Here is a 15498-nt window from a genome sequence, read left to right as displayed (position 1 = left end):
GCGGTGAGCACGTCGAACTCGCTGGGGGTGAGCATGCGCTGCATGAACGTCGACAGCGCGCCCATGCCGCCGCCGAGGATGATGCCGACCAGCAGCATGATCTGCAGGTTGCCGAAGCGGCCGCCGAACAGCCAGCCGTAGAGGATGGCGGAGAAGACCACCATCACCGCGACCTGGCCCAGGAACTGCGGGGTGCCCGTGATCGCGGCGACGCCGGCGGCGCCGATGAAGAACACCGCGGCGGTCTGGATGACCACGTACAGGGACTCGAAGCCCATGATCGACGGCGTCAGGATGCGGTTGTGCGTCACCGTCTGGAACGCCACCGTGGCCGTGGCCTGGCAGAACGCGACGACCAGCATGACGGCGAGATTGCTCAGGCGCATCTCGGCGATGAGCCAGAAGCCGCGGGAGCCGAAGGGCATGGGGTTGCCCCAGGCGAGGTTGGCCGTCGCGAAGCCCAGCGCCAGGAGGGCCAGAACGCCGAAGATGATCCAGTAGCGCTTCCGGGCGCGCGACGTCGGCAGCGGGCCGGTGCCGGGGCGGTCGGCGCTCTTCTTCGCCTCGCCGTCCTTTTCCGGCGCGGCGTCGGCGACGTCGAACTCGTCGATGCCGGCGACCTCCGAAAACTCGGCGAAGGCGTCTTCCGGCAACTCCGGGGTCGTGCGGTCGATCGCGGTGCTCATGGTTCGCTCCTCTCGGCTCCGGCGGTTCATGCGCGGCGGCGCTGGCGCAGCAGCAGGGTGATGAAGACCACGGCGCCGACGATCGCGAGGATCGTGGACACCGGGATCTCGAACGGGCGGATGATGATGCGGCTGATGATGTCGCAGACCGTGACCACCGAAATGCCCAGCAGGCACACCCACGGCAGGTTCGAGCGGAGGTCGTCGCCGCGGAACATGGACACGATGTTGGGGACGATGAGCCCGAGGAAGGGCAGGTTGCCGACGACGACCGTGACGATGCCCGTGGCGATGGCGATGAGGCCCGTGCCGATGAACACGATGCGGCGGTAGTTGAGGCCGACGTTGGTGGCGATCTCCTCGCCCAGGCCGGCGACGGTGAAGCGGTCGGCGACGAAGAATACGAGGACCACGACCACGGCGACGAGCCACAGCGGCTCGTACTGGCCCTTGAGCACGGAGGTGAACGACCCCGCGAACCAGATGCCCAGGCTCTGCAGCATGTTCGTGGACAGCGCGATGTAGCTCGAGACCGCGCCGACGACGGCGCCGAGCATCATGCCGACGATGGGGACGATGACCGACGAGCGCAGGGTGACCCGGCGCAGGAACGCGAAGAACACCATGGTGCCCAGGAAGGCCGCGATGACGGCGGCGGTCATCTTCACCAGGATCGACGACTCGGGGGCGACGATCATCACCAGCAGCAGGCCCAGGCCCGCCCATTCGGTGGTGCCGGTGGTCGTCGGCTCGACGAAGCGGTTCTGCGTGAGCAGCTGCATCACCAGGCCGCACATCGCCATCGCCGCACCGGCCAACACCAGGGCGATGGTGCGGGGCACGCGGGTGATGCCGAACATCTCGGCGCCGTCGTCGGCGCCGAAGATGTCGTAGACGCCGATGAACAGCGACGTGGCCACCAACCCCGCGGTGACCAGGATGCCGATCAGCAGGGGCCATGTGAAAAGCCGACCCTTCGCCGCCGCGGGGGCGGCTGCGGGGTCGGCGCCGTTCCGCGCGTCGTGCGCGGCAGGCGGGTTCGTGCTCGGTGCGGTCATTCGGTTACGGCTCTCGGATTGCGGGGTAGGCACGGGATGTCTGCGGGCATCGCGTCACCGGACGTGACATGGCCCCGCGGCGCCGTGGCGTCGCCGGGCCAGATCCGACCGATGGCGCGAACCGGGTGGGGTTCGCGCCGCGGGCGCTACTTCTTCTCCAGGGCGTCGGCCAGGGAGTTGAAGAACTCGGTGTAGGTTTGGATGCCCTCATCCACGTAAGTGTACTGCGGCATGTAGATGATGCGATCCTCGGTCACCGCGGTGACGTTCTTCAGCGCGGCGGAGTTGGCGATCAGCTCGTTGGCCGGGGTGTACTCCTCGCCGTTGTTCTCGGCGGTGGCGGCGTCGCGGTCCATGACGAGCATGATGTCCGGGTTGGAGTCCGCGATGGCCTCGACGGAGATGTCGTCGCCCTCGTGGTCGGTGGAGGCGTTCTCGACCTCCAGGGCCGGGGTCAGGCCGAGGATCTGGAAGATCGGGCCGAGGGAGCGGCCGGAGCCCGGGGCGGCGTAGTTGACGTTGCCGCCGGAGGTGATGACGCCCATGACCTTGTCCTGCTTGTCGTAGGCGGCCTTGGCGCGCTCGATGGACTTGTCGAAGTCCTCGATGAGCTTGTCGGCCTCGTCCTGCTTGCCGAACATCTCGCCCAGGGCGGTGGTCTGGCGGCGCAGCTCCTCGTCGAACGGCTTGTCCTCGCGCGGCGTCAGGTCGACGATGGCGGCCTCGGGGGCGAGCTTGGCGAAGTCCTCGCCGTACTGCGCGAAGCGCTGGCCGTTGATGATCAGGTCCGGCTCGACGGCGACGACGGCCTCCAGGTCGGGCTCGCGGTGCGTGCCCAGGTTCACGATGGAGTCGTTGGTCTTGTAGTCGAGGTTCGGCGGCATCAGGTTGACGGGCGCGGCCGCGAGCTCGATCCCCCAGTCCTCCAGGGTGCGGAAGACGCGGTTGTCGGTGGCGACGACGTTCTCGGCGGGGACGGTGACCGTCTGGGTGCCGAAGTTGTCCTCGATCTGCACGGTGGCGGTCTCGCCGTTGGCGGCGGCCTCGGTGCCGCCGTTCGAATCGTCGGAGCAGGCGACGAGGCCGAAGGTCAGCGCGGCGGCCGCGGCGACGGCCACGGTGCGGCGGCGAAGCGTGGTGATCAAGAAATTGACTCCTCGATGTTTCGGACGTCCTGCCGGCGTGAAGCGGGCCGCGTCCCCAATACGTCAGTGGGATGCCCGGAAGGAAACGAGCGCTTCCCTCCGGGGCTTAGGACACGCTAACACAACAAAGGCTGCCCCAACCTAATCCAATTTCGCGTGTCCCCGATCACCTCCCCCCGTCCGATCCCCCGCGCGTCACGTGGGGCGCATTCACCAGCGGGGTTAAGCTCGTCCTCATGTGCGCAGCCCTGCTCTCGCCCCGCGGCGGAACCCCCGACGTCTTGGTCACCGCCGACGAGATCGCCGATGCGGGACGACTTCTGGCCTCGGGCAGCGGCCCGTTGGCCGTCGACACCGAACGGGCCTCCGCCTACCGCTACGACGACCGCGCGTTCCTGGTGCAGCTGCGCCGCGAGGGCGCCGGCACGATCCTCGTCGACCCCGAGACGATGCCCGGCGCCATCGCGGAGGCGGGCCTGGCCGACGCCCTCAACCCCCTCGACTGGGTCGTCCACGCCGCGGTGTCCGACCTCCCCTGTCTGGCCGACCTCGGGCTGTACCCCGGCAACCTGATGGACACCGAGATAGCCGGCCGCCTCCTCGGCCTGCCCAAGGTCAACCTCGCGGCCATGACCGAGGAGCTCCTCGGCGTGGCCCTGGCCAAGGGCCACGGTCGCGAGGATTGGTCGACGCGGCCGTTGCCCGCCGATTGGCTCGACTACGCCGCTTTGGACGTGGAACTTCTGGTGGAGCTTTCCGACGCCTTGAGCACCGCCCTCGCAGAACTCGACCGGATCGACTGGCTGCGCCAGGAATCCGAGGCGGTTCGTCTGGCCCACGCCCCCGGGACGCACGCCGCGGACGACGGCGAGAAATGGCGGTCGATGCGCGGCGTCGGCAAGCTGAAGCGGCCGGAGCAGCTGGTGGCGGGCCGTGAACTGTGGCTGGCGCGGGACCGGATGGCCCGCGAGCGCGACGTCTCCCCCGTGTCCGTCCTGCCCCACGACGTGCTGGCCCTGATCGCCGAAAAGCTGCCGCGCACCGAAAGCGAACTGACCGCCCTGAAGGGGTTCCCCCGCCGGCGGCGCGGCGCCGCGAAACTGTGGATGGGCGAGCTGCGGGCCGCGCTGGCGCTGCCGCGCGAGGAATGGCCGGCGCGCGAGCGCCCGAAGGGCAAGCCCCGCCCCCACCACCGCACCTGGGAAGAGCGCGCACCCGAGGCCGCGGCCGTCCTGGAGGCCCTGAAACACGGCCACGAGCTGCTGGCCGAGGACCTGGCGATCGCCCCCGAAACCCTGTTCCGCCCCTCGGATCTGCGCGAGGTGGCGTGGATCATGTCCGGTGCAGGCGGCGGCGCAGGAGGAAGTCGGGCCGGAAGCAGAGATGACGTGGCGGTACCGCGCACCGACGGCGAGGTCCGCGCCCTGCTGGCGAAGCTGGGGGCACGCCCGTGGCAGGTGGACGTCATGGCCGGCCTCGTGTCCGAGGCCGTCCTCCTGCCGCGCAGGCAGCCGCTGGGCTGAGCCCGGCCTGGCCCCTGACCGGTCTGGCCTGGTCCCTGACTAATCCCGGGCGAGGTCCGCCCACCACTCCGACACGTCGTCGGCGATGGCGCCGGCGGTCAGGCCGAGCTCATCGAGGATCTCGCCGCGCGAGGCGTGGTCCAGGAACTTCTGGGGCACCGCGAACTGGCGCATGGGCACGTCGATCGCCGACGCGCGCAGCACGTCGCCCAACAGGGAGCCGACGCCCGCGTGCACCACGCCGTCCTCCACGACGACGACCATGCCGTGGTTTTCGACCATGGCCACGATGTCGCCCGGAACGGGCACGACCCATCGCGGATCGACGACGGTGACGTCGACGCCCTCGTCCTCGAGGGTGCGGGCGGCCTCGGCGGCGGCGCCGGCGAAGGAGCCGACCGCGACGATGAGCACGTCGCCGCCGTCCTCGCGGCTGCGGTGGAGAACGTCGACGCCGTCGGCGGTGCGCTCGACCGCCTCCACGTCATCACCGACCTTGCCCTTCGGGAAACGCACGACGGTGGGGCCGTCGGTGACGTCGACGGCCTCGCGGAGCTCCTCCACCAGCCGCGCGCCATCGCGCGGGGCGGCGACCCGGATGCCCGGGACGATCGACGTCAGCGCCATGTCCCACACGCCGTTGTGGCTCGCGCCGTCGGAACCCGTGATGCCCGCGCGGTCGAGGACCAGCGTGACCGGCAGCTTCAGCAGGGCGACGTCCATGAGCAGCTGGTCGAAGGCGCGGTTGAGGAAGGTCGAGTAAATCGCGACCACGGGGTGCATGCCCGCCAGCGCCAGGCCCGACGCGGACGTCACGGCATGCTGCTCGGCGATGCCGACGTCGAAGAAGCGGTCGGGATGCGCCTTGCCGAACTTCGCCAGACCCGTCGGGCCGGCCATGGCGGCGGTGATCGCCGCGATGTCGTCGCGTTCGTCGCCGAGCTTCACCAGTTCCTCGGCGAAGACCGTCGTCCAATCGCGCACGGGGCTCGATTTCGACTCGCCGGTGATGGGGTCGATGACGCCGGTGGCGTGCATGAGGTCGGCCTCATTGGCCTCCGCCGGGGCGAAGCCGCGGCCCTTGTTCGTCTTCGCATGGACGATGACGGGGCCGCCGAACTCGCGCGCGTGGCGCAGGGCGTTCTCGAGCGAACGGATGTTGTGGCCGTCGAAGGGTCCCATGTACTTCAGGCCGAGGTCGGAGAACATCTCGTGCGGCATGACCGTCGACTTCAGACCCTCCTTGGCGCCGTAGACGATGCGCGCGAGGAAATCGCCGACCGGGCCGAGGCGCTGCAGGCCGGACTTCCCCTGGCGCATGACCATGTCGTAGGCGGGCTGCAGCGCCAGGGCGGCGAGGTTTTCGGCCAGGCCGCCGATCGTCGGCGAGTAGCTGCGGCCGTTGTCGTTGACCACGATGACCACGGAGCGGTCCTTGCCGGCGGCGATGTTGTTGAGCGCCTCCCAGCACATGCCGCCCGTCAGGGCGCCGTCGCCGACGACGGCGACGACGTGGCGGTGGTGCTCGCCGCGGATGTCGAAGCCCTTGGCCAGGCCGTCGGCCGTCGACAGCGCGGCCGACGCATGCGAGGATTCGGTCCAGTCGTGGGGGCTCTCCGCACGGCACGGGTAGCCGGACAGGCCGTCCTTCTGCCGCAGCGAATCGAAGTCGCCGGTGCGGCCGGTGAGCATTTTGTGCACGTAGGCCTGGTGTCCGGTGTCGAAGATGATCGGGTCCGTCGGCGAGTCGAAGACGCGGTGCAGCGCCATGGTCAACTCCACGACGCCGAGGTTCGGGCCGAGGTGCCCACCGGTCGCGGACACCTTCTCCACGAGGAACTCGCGGATTTCCGATGCCAGATCATCGAGTTGCTCCGGGCGCAGCGCGCGCACGTCGGCGGGTGAGTTGATCGATTCGAGGAGAGCCATGAACCGGTACCCGTTCCTTTCACGTCTCGGCGACCCGGCGAAATGACCGGGATGGTCTTTCAATACTACGGGCGAGCGAGCCGCCCGGTGGCTAAGGCACGCCTCACGAGTCGCGCCGTGCGGCGGCCGGGGCCCACCTCGCGCGGTCAGGTTGCGGGGGCCAGCACCGCGATGGTCTCCAGGTGGTGCGTGCCCGGGAAAGCGTCGACGACCTCGATGGATTCGATGCGGTAGCCGCAGTCGGCCCATGTGCGGGCGTCGCGGGCGAAAGTCGCGGGGTCGCAGCCGATGTGGAGGACCTTCGCCGGGCGCGCCGCGGCGATGGCCTTGACGGTCTGCGCGCCGGCGCCCGTGCGCGGCGGGTCGAGGACCACCAGGTCGACCTTGTGCCCCAGCTTGCCGACGACCGTCTCCACCCGTGAGGTGCGGAACTCCACGGGCAAACCGTCCAGCGCCTCTCGGCCGACCGTGGCGGCCTGGGCGAAGGATTCCACGGACGTGACCTTGCCGTCGGCTCCGACGAGATCGGCCAGCGCGGCTGCGAACACGCCGACGCCCCCGTACAGATCCCATGCGCGACCGCCCGGGGTTGCCGGCAGCAGCTCGCCGATGCGGCCGACGTAGTGTCCGGCGGCGGCGGAGTGGGCCTGCCAGAAGCCGTCGACGGGCACGCCGAATTCGCGGTCGCCGATGCGCTCGACGGCGGTCGGCGAACCCTCCACCTGGGTGACCCGGCGCTTGCGGCCCTTGCCGATCACGTGCAGCACGTGGCGGTCGCCGTCGGCGTCGCGGACGACGTGGAGCTCTCCCCCGGCGGGCACGGCGCCGGCCTCTCCGAGACCCGTCGTCAAGCCGGGAACGTCTTGCGCGCACTCCGCGCCCGCCACCACGTCGCGGGACTTGCGCTTGCGCAGGCCCGCGCGGCCTTCTTCATCGACGCCGAGGCGGACGCGCGTGCGCCAACCGGTCGCCGGGGACAAAGCGGTGACCGACGGTTCGGGCAGGTCCGCGACGTCGAAGCGGCCGATGCGCCGCAGCGCGTCGAGGAGCACGTCGCGCTTGAGCTCGGGGGCGTGGGCGGGGTCGACGTGGCCGAGATCGCAGCAGCCCGCTCCGGCGGCCGCGGCGGCGCACCGCGGTTCGATGCGGTGCGGCGACGGATCGAGGATTTCGACGGCCTCTCCCCTCCACAGCTTCGCGTCGGCGTCGTCGAGCGCGATGCGGATCCTCTCCCCGGGGATGGCCCCGCGGACGAGGATCACCCTGCCGTCGAGGAGTGCGATCGACTCGCCGCCATGCGCGGGCCGGTCGACGACCGCCTCGATGATGGTGGGGTCGTGGGCCGGGGTGCTCATGGCGATCCTCCTGGATCTGCGGGAAATACGGGTCGTGCAGGTGACGCGGGTCGTGCAAGTGGCGCGGGCCGTGCAGGTGGCGCGCATTGTGCCGGTGCGGCGGGGACGCCGCCCCCGGCGGTTCCGCCGTCCGGGCTAGCCCTGCTGGCCCTGCTGGCCCTGCGGGTTCTGCTGGCCCTGCTGGGACGCCTGCTGCTGGGCGTAGGCCTGGCGGATCTGCTCGGCCATGGCGACCGGCAAGGTCACCGGCAGCGGTTGGCCCGCGGGCATCGGGTTGTCGCCGCGGCTGACGAAGCAGCGTGCCATCATGCCGCGGCCGACCTCGGCCAGCTCGTCGGCGGTGTCGACGGGGCCGGACAGCGTCAGGCGCATCATCCAGCGCGGGCCGTCGGCGCCGATGATGCGCATCTGCATCTCGTCGCGCACGCCCACGACCTCCTCGCCCCACGGACCGTCCTCGAAGTGGACGTCGAGCCCGTCCTTCGACAGGCCGTCGGCGATCTCGCGGCTCGAGGTCCCCCACAGGCCACCCGAGGTCGGCGCGGCGAACGCGACCGGGGTGATGCGGCCGGAGGGGGTCACCACGTGGAGCATCGTCGGCCCCTGCGGGCCCATCTCCACCTGGATGTCGCCCACGTGGGGCACGGCGAGCAGCACGGAGCCGAGGTTGACGCTCGCCTTGGCGAAGTCCGAGAAGTCGAACTCCTCCGGCTTCGCGTCGGCGACGTCGAAGGGCCCGGACTCGACCGGCTGCAAGCCATCCTCGCGGGGGTCGCCCACGGGGTTCACGGTGCCGCGGTCGACGGTCGCCTCACCGGGGGCGCCGTCGGTCACGGCGTCTGTGGTGGCGTCGCCGTCGGTGGCGGTGGCGGGGTCGGTGTTCTTCTTGTTGCCGAAGGGCCACATGGCCATGGTCTCCCTAATTGTCGATTGAGTGTCGCGCGTCGGCCGGCCCCTGCGGGCCGGGGATGGTCCCGGTCGCGCGTGCTTGCCGACGTCTCTGTTCGCTCTAGTGATGTTCAGCGTAACGGCAACCCGCGTCCGGGGCCGTCCCATGGGGTCGTGGAACGGCGTCGGAGATCGAGGTCGCGCATCCGCCCCGGGCTCAGGCGCGGGCCGGCGGGGCCCCCGCGACGCCGGTCGAGCCATGGCCCCGATCGCCGCGATCGGTGGCGTCGAGCTCGTCGACGACGACGAAGGGGCTCAGCTCCACCTTCTGCACCAGCAGCTGGGCGATGCGGTCGCCCTTGGCGATGACGATCGGTTCCCGCGGGTCGAGGTTAATGAGACTGATCTTGATTTCACCGCGGTATCCGGCGTCGACGGTGCCGGGGGCGTTGACGATGGAAAGGCCCGCACGCGCGGCGAGCCCGGACCGCGGGTGGATGAGCCCGACGGTCCCCGCCGGCAGGGCGATGGCGATGCCCGTGCCGACCAGGGCGCGCTCGCCCGGATCGAGCACGAGATCCTCCGCCGAGGACAGGTCGACGCCGGCGTCGTCGTGATGCGCCCGAACGGGGGCGACGGCGTCGACGGTGAGCAACCGGACCCGAACGGGCTCGGCGTGGGCGGTGTTTGGCGTGCGATCATCGTTCACGCCCCCAGACGATACGCACCGGGGTCGACCCCCGAAACGCGACGGGTAGAATGAACGTCCGTGAGCACTTCTGACGACACCATGACGGCCGCCGGCGGCGACATCATCTACCGGGAACGTCTGTGGGTGCCCTGGTGGTACTGGGCGCTGGCGATTCCGGCGATCATCGTCTGCACGGCGCAGGTCGCGTTCAACCGCAGCATCCTCTGGTTGATCGTCGGCGGGCTCATCATCACCGCCATCGGCCTGTGGATCCTGGTCACGCTGTCGAAGACGAAGGTGTCGGTCGAAGTGGACTCCTCCGGCGAACGATGGCTCCACGCCGGTTCGGCGGTGCTGCCCGCGTCCGTGGTGTCCAAGTCGCTCGTCGTGCCGGAGTCGGCCCACCGCAATGCGTTGGGCCGCCAGCTCGACCCGGCGGCCTTCCTGGTCACCCACAGCTGGGTGCGCACCATGGTGCTGCTCGTCCTCGACGACCCCGACGACCCCACCCCCTATTGGCTGGTGTCCACGCGCAAGCCGGAGGCTCTGCTCGACGCGTTCCTGGGCACCGACCGCCGGTCCGCGTAAAGGACTCGCGGACTCGCCCCATACGACGAACCCGCGCCATCGGAATCACCTGCAGGGTGATCCGGGCGCGGGTTTCGCCGTGCGCGGGACGGGCCGGGGAGCCCCCGGCCCGGGTGAATCAGGCGCAGTCGCGGCAGATCGGGAAACCGTCGCCCGGATCGTGCGCCATCATGGAGCGGTGCTGCACCAGGAAGCAGGAGCCGCACGTGAACTCGTCGTCCTGTCGCGGGACGACGGAGATCTCCAGCTCCTCACCGGACAGGTCGGCGCCGGGGAGCTCGTAGGGCTCCACGATCTCGCCGTCGTCATCGTCGGCGATGCGCTTGTCGTCGCCGGCGGCCTGCAGGCCCTCGAGCGAATCGGTGGCGATGTCCTCGTCTTCGCGAGTGCGGGGCGAATCGTAATCGACAGCCATTTTTCGGCCCTCCTCCAGTGGGGTCGCGGCACTCCGTGTGTTGCGCCGTATTCTTCGCGGATATTAGGGCAATTCTCAGAATCTGTCATATCCCCTGGTAGACGGCGGTATTTAACACCATTGCGACACGAGTGAATGGTGGCCACCCGCCCCCGGCTAGCATTGCCACCATGACGCATCGTCAGCCGAGCGCGCCCCGGCGCCGCAATGTCGCCCCTTACGGCATCATCGTCGCCATTTTCGCGGTGGTGGCAGTCGTCGCCTGGGCCCTCGCATTCACGCGGACGGTGGAGGCGACCAGCGTCGCGTGCCACCATCCCGATGCGGCCGCCGTCGTCTCCGCCGCGGACCTCTTGGGCGAGGCACCGGCACCCCCGCGGGACATTCCGGTGCGCGTGCTCAACGCCAACGGCGAGTCCGGCCAGGCCATGGAGGTCTCGGAGGGCCTCGTGGGCCTCGGTTTCGCGACGGTGCCCGAGGGCGCGGTCGGCAATGATCCGCTCAGCCCCGACCTCGACTTGAATTGCTACGGCCAGCTGCGTTTCGGTGCCGGATTCGCGCCGCACGGAGCCACGCTGCACGCCGTCTTCCCCTGCCTCGAGCTGGTCCACGACGCCCGCGAGGACAGTTCCGTCGACGTCGCCCTGGGCTCGGGCTTCCGCGGCCTCGACGATTCCGGGCCGGTGCGTTCCGCCATGGAGACCCTGCAGTCCGGCGAAGGCGTCGACGCGGCGACGCTGCAGTCGCTCAGCGGGCGCGCCTGCTGATCGGCCCCAGCGCGTCCCGCGCCTCGAGCGCCGCGAAGAACTCCTCCGCCACGGTCGGAGCCGCGGCGGCGACCAGTTCACCTTCCGCCGACGCCGCGCCCAGGCCGGGATGCTTCACGACGGCACCCGCCTCCACCGCGATCAGCGCGCCCGCGGCCCAGTCCCACGCGTTGAGGCCGTGCTCGTAATAGCAATCGACCCCGCCTGCCGCGAGAAGGCAGAGATCCAGCGCCGCGGAACCGATCCGCCGGATGTCGCGGACGTCGCAAAGCAAATCGGCGACCAGGGCCCCCTGCACGGCCCGGCGCTCGGCCGCGTACCCGAAACCCGTGGCCACGAGCGACACGCCAAGGTCCGACGGGGAGGAACAGCGCAACGTCTCCTCCCGACCGGAACCATCCCGCACCGCGGCGCCCTGCCCCGTCGCGGCGTGGAAGATCCGTCCGCCGGCGACGTCGGCGACGGCCCCCGCGACGATGCGGCCGCCGACCTCGCAGGCGATGCTCACCCCGTAGGCGGGGATGCCGTAGAGGAAGTTCACCGTGCCGTCGATGGGGTCGACGATCCAGCGGACCGAGCCGGCTTGCGTGTCGTCGGTTCGGACCTCGTCGATGGGGGCCTCTTCGGTTGAGCCCTCGTCCACCTCGCCGGGCCCCGCACCGAACTCTTCGCCCAGAACCGCATCGCCGGGCCTCAACGACGCCACGAGCTCGCGGATCAGCTGCTCGGATTCCCGGTCGACGACGGTGACCGGGTCGACGCGACTGGACTTGAGGTCCGTGCCCTCCGCATGGCCGCCGCCGACGCCGAGTTCGCGCCGCCGCACCCGGACGTGACCTGCCGCGGCGGTGGCCAAAATCACGGCCATGCGGCGCAGATCCGTTGGGGCATCGGTGAATGCGGGGGTGTGGGCGGGTCCGGCGGAGTTGACGGTCATGGGGCCATTGTCCCCCTTTTCGTACAATCGGCGACATGGCAGACAACATCGGTTTTGGCGTGGACGTGGGCGGTTCCGGCATCAAGGGAGGTGTCGTCGACCTCGACACCGGGGAGCTCGTCGGCGAGCGGATCAAGATCCTCACCCCGCAGCCCGCGACTCCGGAGGCGGTGGCGGAGACCATCGCCGAGATCGTGCGCACCGCCGGGTGGGAGGGGCCGGTCGGCGTCACGCTGCCGTCCGTGGTCCGCAACCAGACGGCGCTGCTGGCGGCGAACATCGACCCGTCGTGGGTGGACATGGATTGCCGCGAGCTGTTCGGCCGCCATCTGCCCGACAATCCCGCGCATGTGCTGAACGATGCCGATGCCGCGGGCCTGGCGGAAGTCCGCTTCGGCGACCCGCACGCACGTCAGGGATCGGTGATCCTGCTTACGTTCGGCACCGGCATCGGGTCGGCTTTGCTTCACGACGGCCTGCTGTACCCCAACTCCGAGCTCGGCCACCTGTACATCGGGGACACCGAGGCGGAGCACATGGCGTCGGCGGCGGTGAAGGAGCGCGAGGAGCTCAGCTACAAGAAGTGGACCAAGCGGGTGTCGACGGTGCTGCAGACGTACGAGGCGCTGTTCTGGCCGAACTTGTTCGTCGTCGGCGGCGGCATCAGCCGGAAGCACGAAAAGTGGGTGCCCCTGCTGAAGTGCAAGACGCCGGTGGTCCCGGCGAAGCTGCACAACAACGCCGGTATCGCCGGCGCGGCGCTGGCGGCGGCAGAGGGTTTGCTCCCCTGATCCGTGCAGTCGCGGCGCAACCCCCGCACGGGGGCGCGCCGAGGCACCCATCCCCGTTGGGTTACACTGGGGAGTTGATTCACGGACGGTTGAACATGACGAAGCCGGGGCGGCACGACCGAACCCCGCAATACGGCGACCGAGATCCGTGGCACGAAACATCGACATTGCAGGCATTTGGCCGGCGGTGGCGCTTCATCGGCGTCCCGTCCCCCGCACACCGGGATTTGGTGGGCGGGGCCGCGCACCGGTTCATCCCGGCACGCCGGCGGCAATCGACATCATCGTGAAAGGGCTTTCGTGACAGCCACAGAATCCGAGCAGCCGAACGGCCAGGGCACTGCGGGCGGCTCCGCCGACTCGCCGGCCCCGGCCAAGAAGGCCGTGAAGAAGGCGATCAAGAAGGCCGTGAAGAAGACGGCGGCCAAGAAGACCGCCGTGAAGAAGGCGGCCCCGAAGACCTCGTCGGCTCCGGTGGATGCGGGTGCAGGCACGGCCGCGCAGACGACCGCGCAGTCTGCCGCGGCAGCCGATGCGTCGGCGACGGCCGACCAGGATCAGTCCGCTGCGGCAGATGCTCCGGCGAAGAAGGCCGTGAAGAAGACGGCAGCCAAGAAGACCGCCGCGAAGAAGACGGCAGCCAAGAAGACGGCAGCCAAGAAGACCACGGCGAAAAAGGCCGCCGCGAAGAAGACGGCCGCCAAGAAGACCGCGGCGAAGGCCACGAGCGCCAAGGCGAAGGATGCCCAGGCTGCGGAGGGCGCCGAGGACGATGAGCTCGAGGAGGACGATTCCGACCTGTCGATCGAGGGCGACTTCGACCCCGAGCTCGATGAGGGCACCGAGGATTCCGAGGAGGAAGCCGAGGACGAGTCGGACACCGTCGACGAGGTCTGGAACGAGGACGAATCGGCGGCCCTGCGCCAGGCCCGCAAGGACGCGGAGCTGACTGCCTCGGCGGACTCGGTTCGCGCGTACCTGAAGCAGATCGGCAAGGTCGCGCTGTTGACGGCCGAGGAAGAAGTTTCGCTGGCGAAGCGCATCGAGGCCGGCCTGTACGCGCAGTACAAGATCGACCAGGCGAAGGAGGCCGGCGAGCGTCTCGCTCATGCCCAGCGCCGCGATCTCCGTGAGATTTCGCGTGATGGCCAGCGCGCCAAGAACCATCTGCTGGAGGCGAACCTGCGCCTCGTCGTGTCCCTGGCCAAGCGCTACACCGGCCGCGGCATGGCGTTCCTGGATCTGATCCAGGAGGGCAACCTGGGTCTCATTCGCGCGGTGGAGAAGTTCGACTACTCGAAGGGCTACAAGTTCTCGACGTATGCGACGTGGTGGATCCGCCAGGCGATCACGCGCGCGATGGCCGACCAGGCCCGTACGATCCGCATCCCGGTGCACATGGTCGAGGTGATCAACAAGCTGGGCCGGATTCAGCGTGAGCTGCTGCAGGATCTCGGTCGCGAGCCCACTCCGGAGGAGCTGGCGCGCGAGATGGACATCACCGAGGAGAAGGTGCTGGAGATCCAGCAGTACGCCCGTGAGCCCATTTCGCTGGACCAGACGATCGGCGACGAGGGCGACAGCCAGCTCGGCGATTTCATCGAGGATTCCGAGGCCGTCATCGCGGTCGACGCGGTGAGCTTCACCTTGCTGCAGGATCAGCTCGGCGATGTGCTGGAGACCCTGTCGGAGCGTGAGGCCGGCGTCGTTCGCCTGCGTTTCGGCCTCACCGACGGCATGCCGCGCACGCTCGACGAGATCGGCCAGGTCTACGGCGTGACGCGTGAGCGCATCCGTCAGATCGAGTCGAAGACCATGTCGAAGCTGCGGCACCCCTCGCGTTCCCAGGTGTTGCGCGACTACTTGGAGTAGTCCCGGCTCTCCCCCGCACCCAGCGCCGCCCGTCACGCCGCACAGGTCGTGGCGGGCGGTCGCATATTTGCCGTGCGGTCACTTTCCTTCCTCGTCCCACTTAGCCTTCCGCTTTTCCCGGGCTTCACGACGCATCGTCCGCCCCGGATTCGTCCACCCCGCCGGATGACGATTCTCCCCCACCACCCGCTCCGGATCCTTCGACACCGGCGGCAACCACACGATCCGCGGCTCCCCCGGCCCCCTGCCCTTCCTCGTCCACCACTTATCCGGATCCGACCGCGCATCATCCACATTCGCGTGCGTCAACGGATCCACCAACGTCAACACGTCAATGTTCGTGTCACCGCCGTACTGCCAACCCTCCGTGTGATGGATATGGCACCACGCAGCCGGCGCCGACGACCCCGGAGCCGAACTCATCCCCTCCGCCGCCACCAACGACAAATACTGCGCCAACGAACCCCGCCGGTCATTCCTGCCCAAATACAGCGGCTGGCCCTCGAAATCCATCACCGACAAAAACAGATTCCGCGCATCGCAATGCTCCACGGCCTCGGCCACCGCCATCTGCACATTGGTATCCGTCATCGCCATCCCACTCATCGACTCCAACTGATCAAGAGTCACCACCACCACAATCGACGTCGTCCCCCGCGCCGGCTGCAGCCTGCCCCGTCTCTTCGGTGGATCACCGCGTCTCGGTGGCTTCCCGGGTCTGGGTGGATCGCCTCGCCCCGGCCCGCCCCGCGGGCTCCCGGCTTCGTATCCAGCACCATCGGCGCTGGTCCCGGCCGCAGATGCATCGGCCGGCTCCTCGACTCCTTCCGGCTGCTCGGCCTCCTCGGCGGCG

Annotated in this window: 15 protein-coding genes; 5 read left to right on the top strand and 10 right to left on the bottom strand. The window is 69.5% G+C overall.

Going from position 1 to position 15498, the window contains the following annotated elements; genetic code table 11:
- The 3 genes from GX015_RS05785 to GX015_RS05775 form a co-directional block, all read right to left on the bottom strand.
- A partial coding sequence (locus tag GX015_RS05785) for an iron chelate uptake ABC transporter family permease subunit (protein ID WP_291343501.1) occupies window positions 1-686 on the bottom strand: 686 nt, incomplete at its 3' end.
- Window positions 687-712: 26 nt separating this feature from the next.
- The gene (locus GX015_RS05780; RefSeq protein WP_278828578.1) at window positions 713-1744 is read right to left on the bottom strand and encodes an ABC transporter permease; all 1032 of its coding nucleotides are present in this window, start codon (window positions 1742-1744) and stop codon (window positions 713-715) included.
- A gap of 146 nt (window positions 1745-1890) precedes the next feature.
- Entirely contained in the window at window positions 1891-2889 is a 999-nt protein-coding gene (locus GX015_RS05775; protein ID WP_244465414.1) for an ABC transporter substrate-binding protein, read from the bottom strand.
- Between the two features lie 236 nt (window positions 2890-3125).
- Between GX015_RS05775 and GX015_RS05770 the strand changes: the two genes are divergently transcribed.
- The gene (locus GX015_RS05770; protein WP_046649806.1) at window positions 3126-4412 is read left to right on the top strand and encodes an HRDC domain-containing protein; all 1287 of its coding nucleotides are present in this window, start codon (window positions 3126-3128) and stop codon (window positions 4410-4412) included.
- 39 nt (window positions 4413-4451) lie between these two features.
- Here GX015_RS05770 and dxs read toward each other — a convergent pair whose 3' ends face one another.
- The 4 genes from dxs to dut all read right to left on the bottom strand — a co-directional run bounded on the left by dxs (window position 4452) and on the right by dut (window position 9239).
- Entirely contained in the window at window positions 4452-6341 is a 1890-nt protein-coding gene (dxs, locus tag GX015_RS05765) for a 1-deoxy-D-xylulose-5-phosphate synthase (RefSeq protein WP_291343495.1), read from the bottom strand.
- Between the two features lie 146 nt (window positions 6342-6487).
- The gene (locus tag GX015_RS05760) at window positions 6488-7696 is read right to left on the bottom strand and encodes a class I SAM-dependent RNA methyltransferase (RefSeq protein ID WP_291343493.1); all 1209 of its coding nucleotides are present in this window, start codon (window positions 7694-7696) and stop codon (window positions 6488-6490) included.
- A 135-nt stretch (window positions 7697-7831) separates the two neighbouring features.
- The gene (locus GX015_RS05755) at window positions 7832-8608 is read right to left on the bottom strand and encodes a DUF3710 domain-containing protein (RefSeq protein ID WP_291343491.1); all 777 of its coding nucleotides are present in this window, start codon (window positions 8606-8608) and stop codon (window positions 7832-7834) included.
- Between the two features lie 193 nt (window positions 8609-8801).
- Window positions 8802-9239, bottom strand: a complete 438-nt coding sequence (gene dut / locus GX015_RS05750; protein WP_291343505.1) for a dUTP diphosphatase — start codon at window positions 9237-9239, stop codon at window positions 8802-8804.
- Between the two features lie 135 nt (window positions 9240-9374).
- On the opposite strand from dut, the gene GX015_RS05745 reads away from it, so the two are divergent.
- On the top strand, window positions 9375-9863 hold the full coding sequence (locus tag GX015_RS05745; RefSeq protein WP_291343503.1) for a DUF3093 domain-containing protein: 489 nt from the start codon (window positions 9375-9377) through the stop codon (window positions 9861-9863).
- Between the two features lie 118 nt (window positions 9864-9981).
- Here the strand turns inward: GX015_RS05745 and GX015_RS05740 are convergent, their stop codons facing one another.
- Window positions 9982-10278, bottom strand: coding sequence for a DUF4193 domain-containing protein (locus GX015_RS05740; protein ID WP_291343490.1), 297 nt, complete (start codon window positions 10276-10278; stop codon window positions 9982-9984).
- 170 nt (window positions 10279-10448) lie between these two features.
- On the opposite strand from GX015_RS05740, the gene cei reads away from it, so the two are divergent.
- Window positions 10449-11045, top strand: coding sequence for an envelope integrity protein Cei (cei, locus tag GX015_RS05735; RefSeq protein ID WP_291343489.1), 597 nt, complete (start codon window positions 10449-10451; stop codon window positions 11043-11045).
- On the opposite strand, the gene GX015_RS05730 is transcribed toward cei, so the two are convergent.
- The gene (locus GX015_RS05730; RefSeq protein ID WP_291343487.1) at window positions 11026-11982 is read right to left on the bottom strand and encodes an inositol monophosphatase family protein; all 957 of its coding nucleotides are present in this window, start codon (window positions 11980-11982) and stop codon (window positions 11026-11028) included. The two genes, cei and GX015_RS05730, sit on opposite strands and share 20 nt — an antisense overlap.
- A 35-nt stretch (window positions 11983-12017) precedes the next feature.
- Between GX015_RS05730 and ppgK the strand changes: the two genes are divergently transcribed.
- Both ppgK and GX015_RS05720 read left to right on the top strand, forming a co-directional pair.
- Window positions 12018-12773: a polyphosphate--glucose phosphotransferase gene (ppgK, locus tag GX015_RS05725; protein ID WP_291343486.1), complete on the top strand. Its 756-nt coding sequence runs from the start codon at window positions 12018-12020 to the stop codon at window positions 12771-12773.
- A 300-nt stretch (window positions 12774-13073) separates the two neighbouring features.
- Window positions 13074-14645 (top strand): RNA polymerase sigma factor, encoded by a 1572-nt coding sequence (locus GX015_RS05720; protein ID WP_291343485.1) that lies wholly within the window; start codon window positions 13074-13076, stop codon window positions 14643-14645.
- 78 nt (window positions 14646-14723) lie between these two features.
- Here the strand turns inward: GX015_RS05720 and GX015_RS05715 are convergent, their stop codons facing one another.
- Window positions 14724-15275, bottom strand: a complete 552-nt coding sequence (locus GX015_RS05715) for a hypothetical protein (protein WP_291343484.1) — start codon at window positions 15273-15275, stop codon at window positions 14724-14726.
- Window positions 15276-15498 lie beyond the last annotated feature (223 nt).

The sequence above is a fragment of the Corynebacterium sp. genome (genome assembly GCF_012837295.1).
In the GTDB taxonomy this organism is placed as follows: Bacteria; Actinomycetota; Actinomycetes; order Mycobacteriales; family Mycobacteriaceae; genus Corynebacterium.
The sequence above is the reverse complement of the archived record's forward strand: the minus strand, read 5'-3'. Positions and strand labels throughout refer to the sequence as shown.

Excerpts from the sequence above, each read along its gene's own strand:
- GX015_RS05770 (WP_046649806.1), top strand. The coding sequence starts at position 3,126 with ATGTGCGCAGCCCTGCTCTCGCCCCGCGGCGGAACCCCCGACGTCTTG.
- GX015_RS05755 (WP_291343491.1), bottom strand. The coding sequence starts at position 8,608 with ATGGCCATGTGGCCCTTCGGCAACAAGAAGAACACCGACCCCGCCACC.
- GX015_RS05780 (WP_278828578.1), bottom strand. The coding sequence starts at position 1,744 with ATGACCGCACCGAGCACGAACCCGCCTGCCGCGCACGACGCGCGGAAC.
- GX015_RS05730 (WP_291343487.1), bottom strand. The coding sequence starts at position 11,982 with ATGACCGTCAACTCCGCCGGACCCGCCCACACCCCCGCATTCACCGAT.
- ppgK (WP_291343486.1), top strand. The coding sequence starts at position 12,018 with ATGGCAGACAACATCGGTTTTGGCGTGGACGTGGGCGGTTCCGGCATC.
- GX015_RS05740 (WP_291343490.1), bottom strand. The coding sequence starts at position 10,278 with ATGGCTGTCGATTACGATTCGCCCCGCACTCGCGAAGACGAGGACATC.
- GX015_RS05745 (WP_291343503.1), top strand. The coding sequence starts at position 9,375 with ATGACGGCCGCCGGCGGCGACATCATCTACCGGGAACGTCTGTGGGTG.
- dxs (WP_291343495.1), bottom strand. The coding sequence starts at position 6,341 with ATGGCTCTCCTCGAATCGATCAACTCACCCGCCGACGTGCGCGCGCTG.
- GX015_RS05760 (WP_291343493.1), bottom strand. The coding sequence starts at position 7,696 with ATGAGCACCCCGGCCCACGACCCCACCATCATCGAGGCGGTCGTCGAC.
- cei (WP_291343489.1), top strand. The coding sequence starts at position 10,449 with ATGACGCATCGTCAGCCGAGCGCGCCCCGGCGCCGCAATGTCGCCCCT.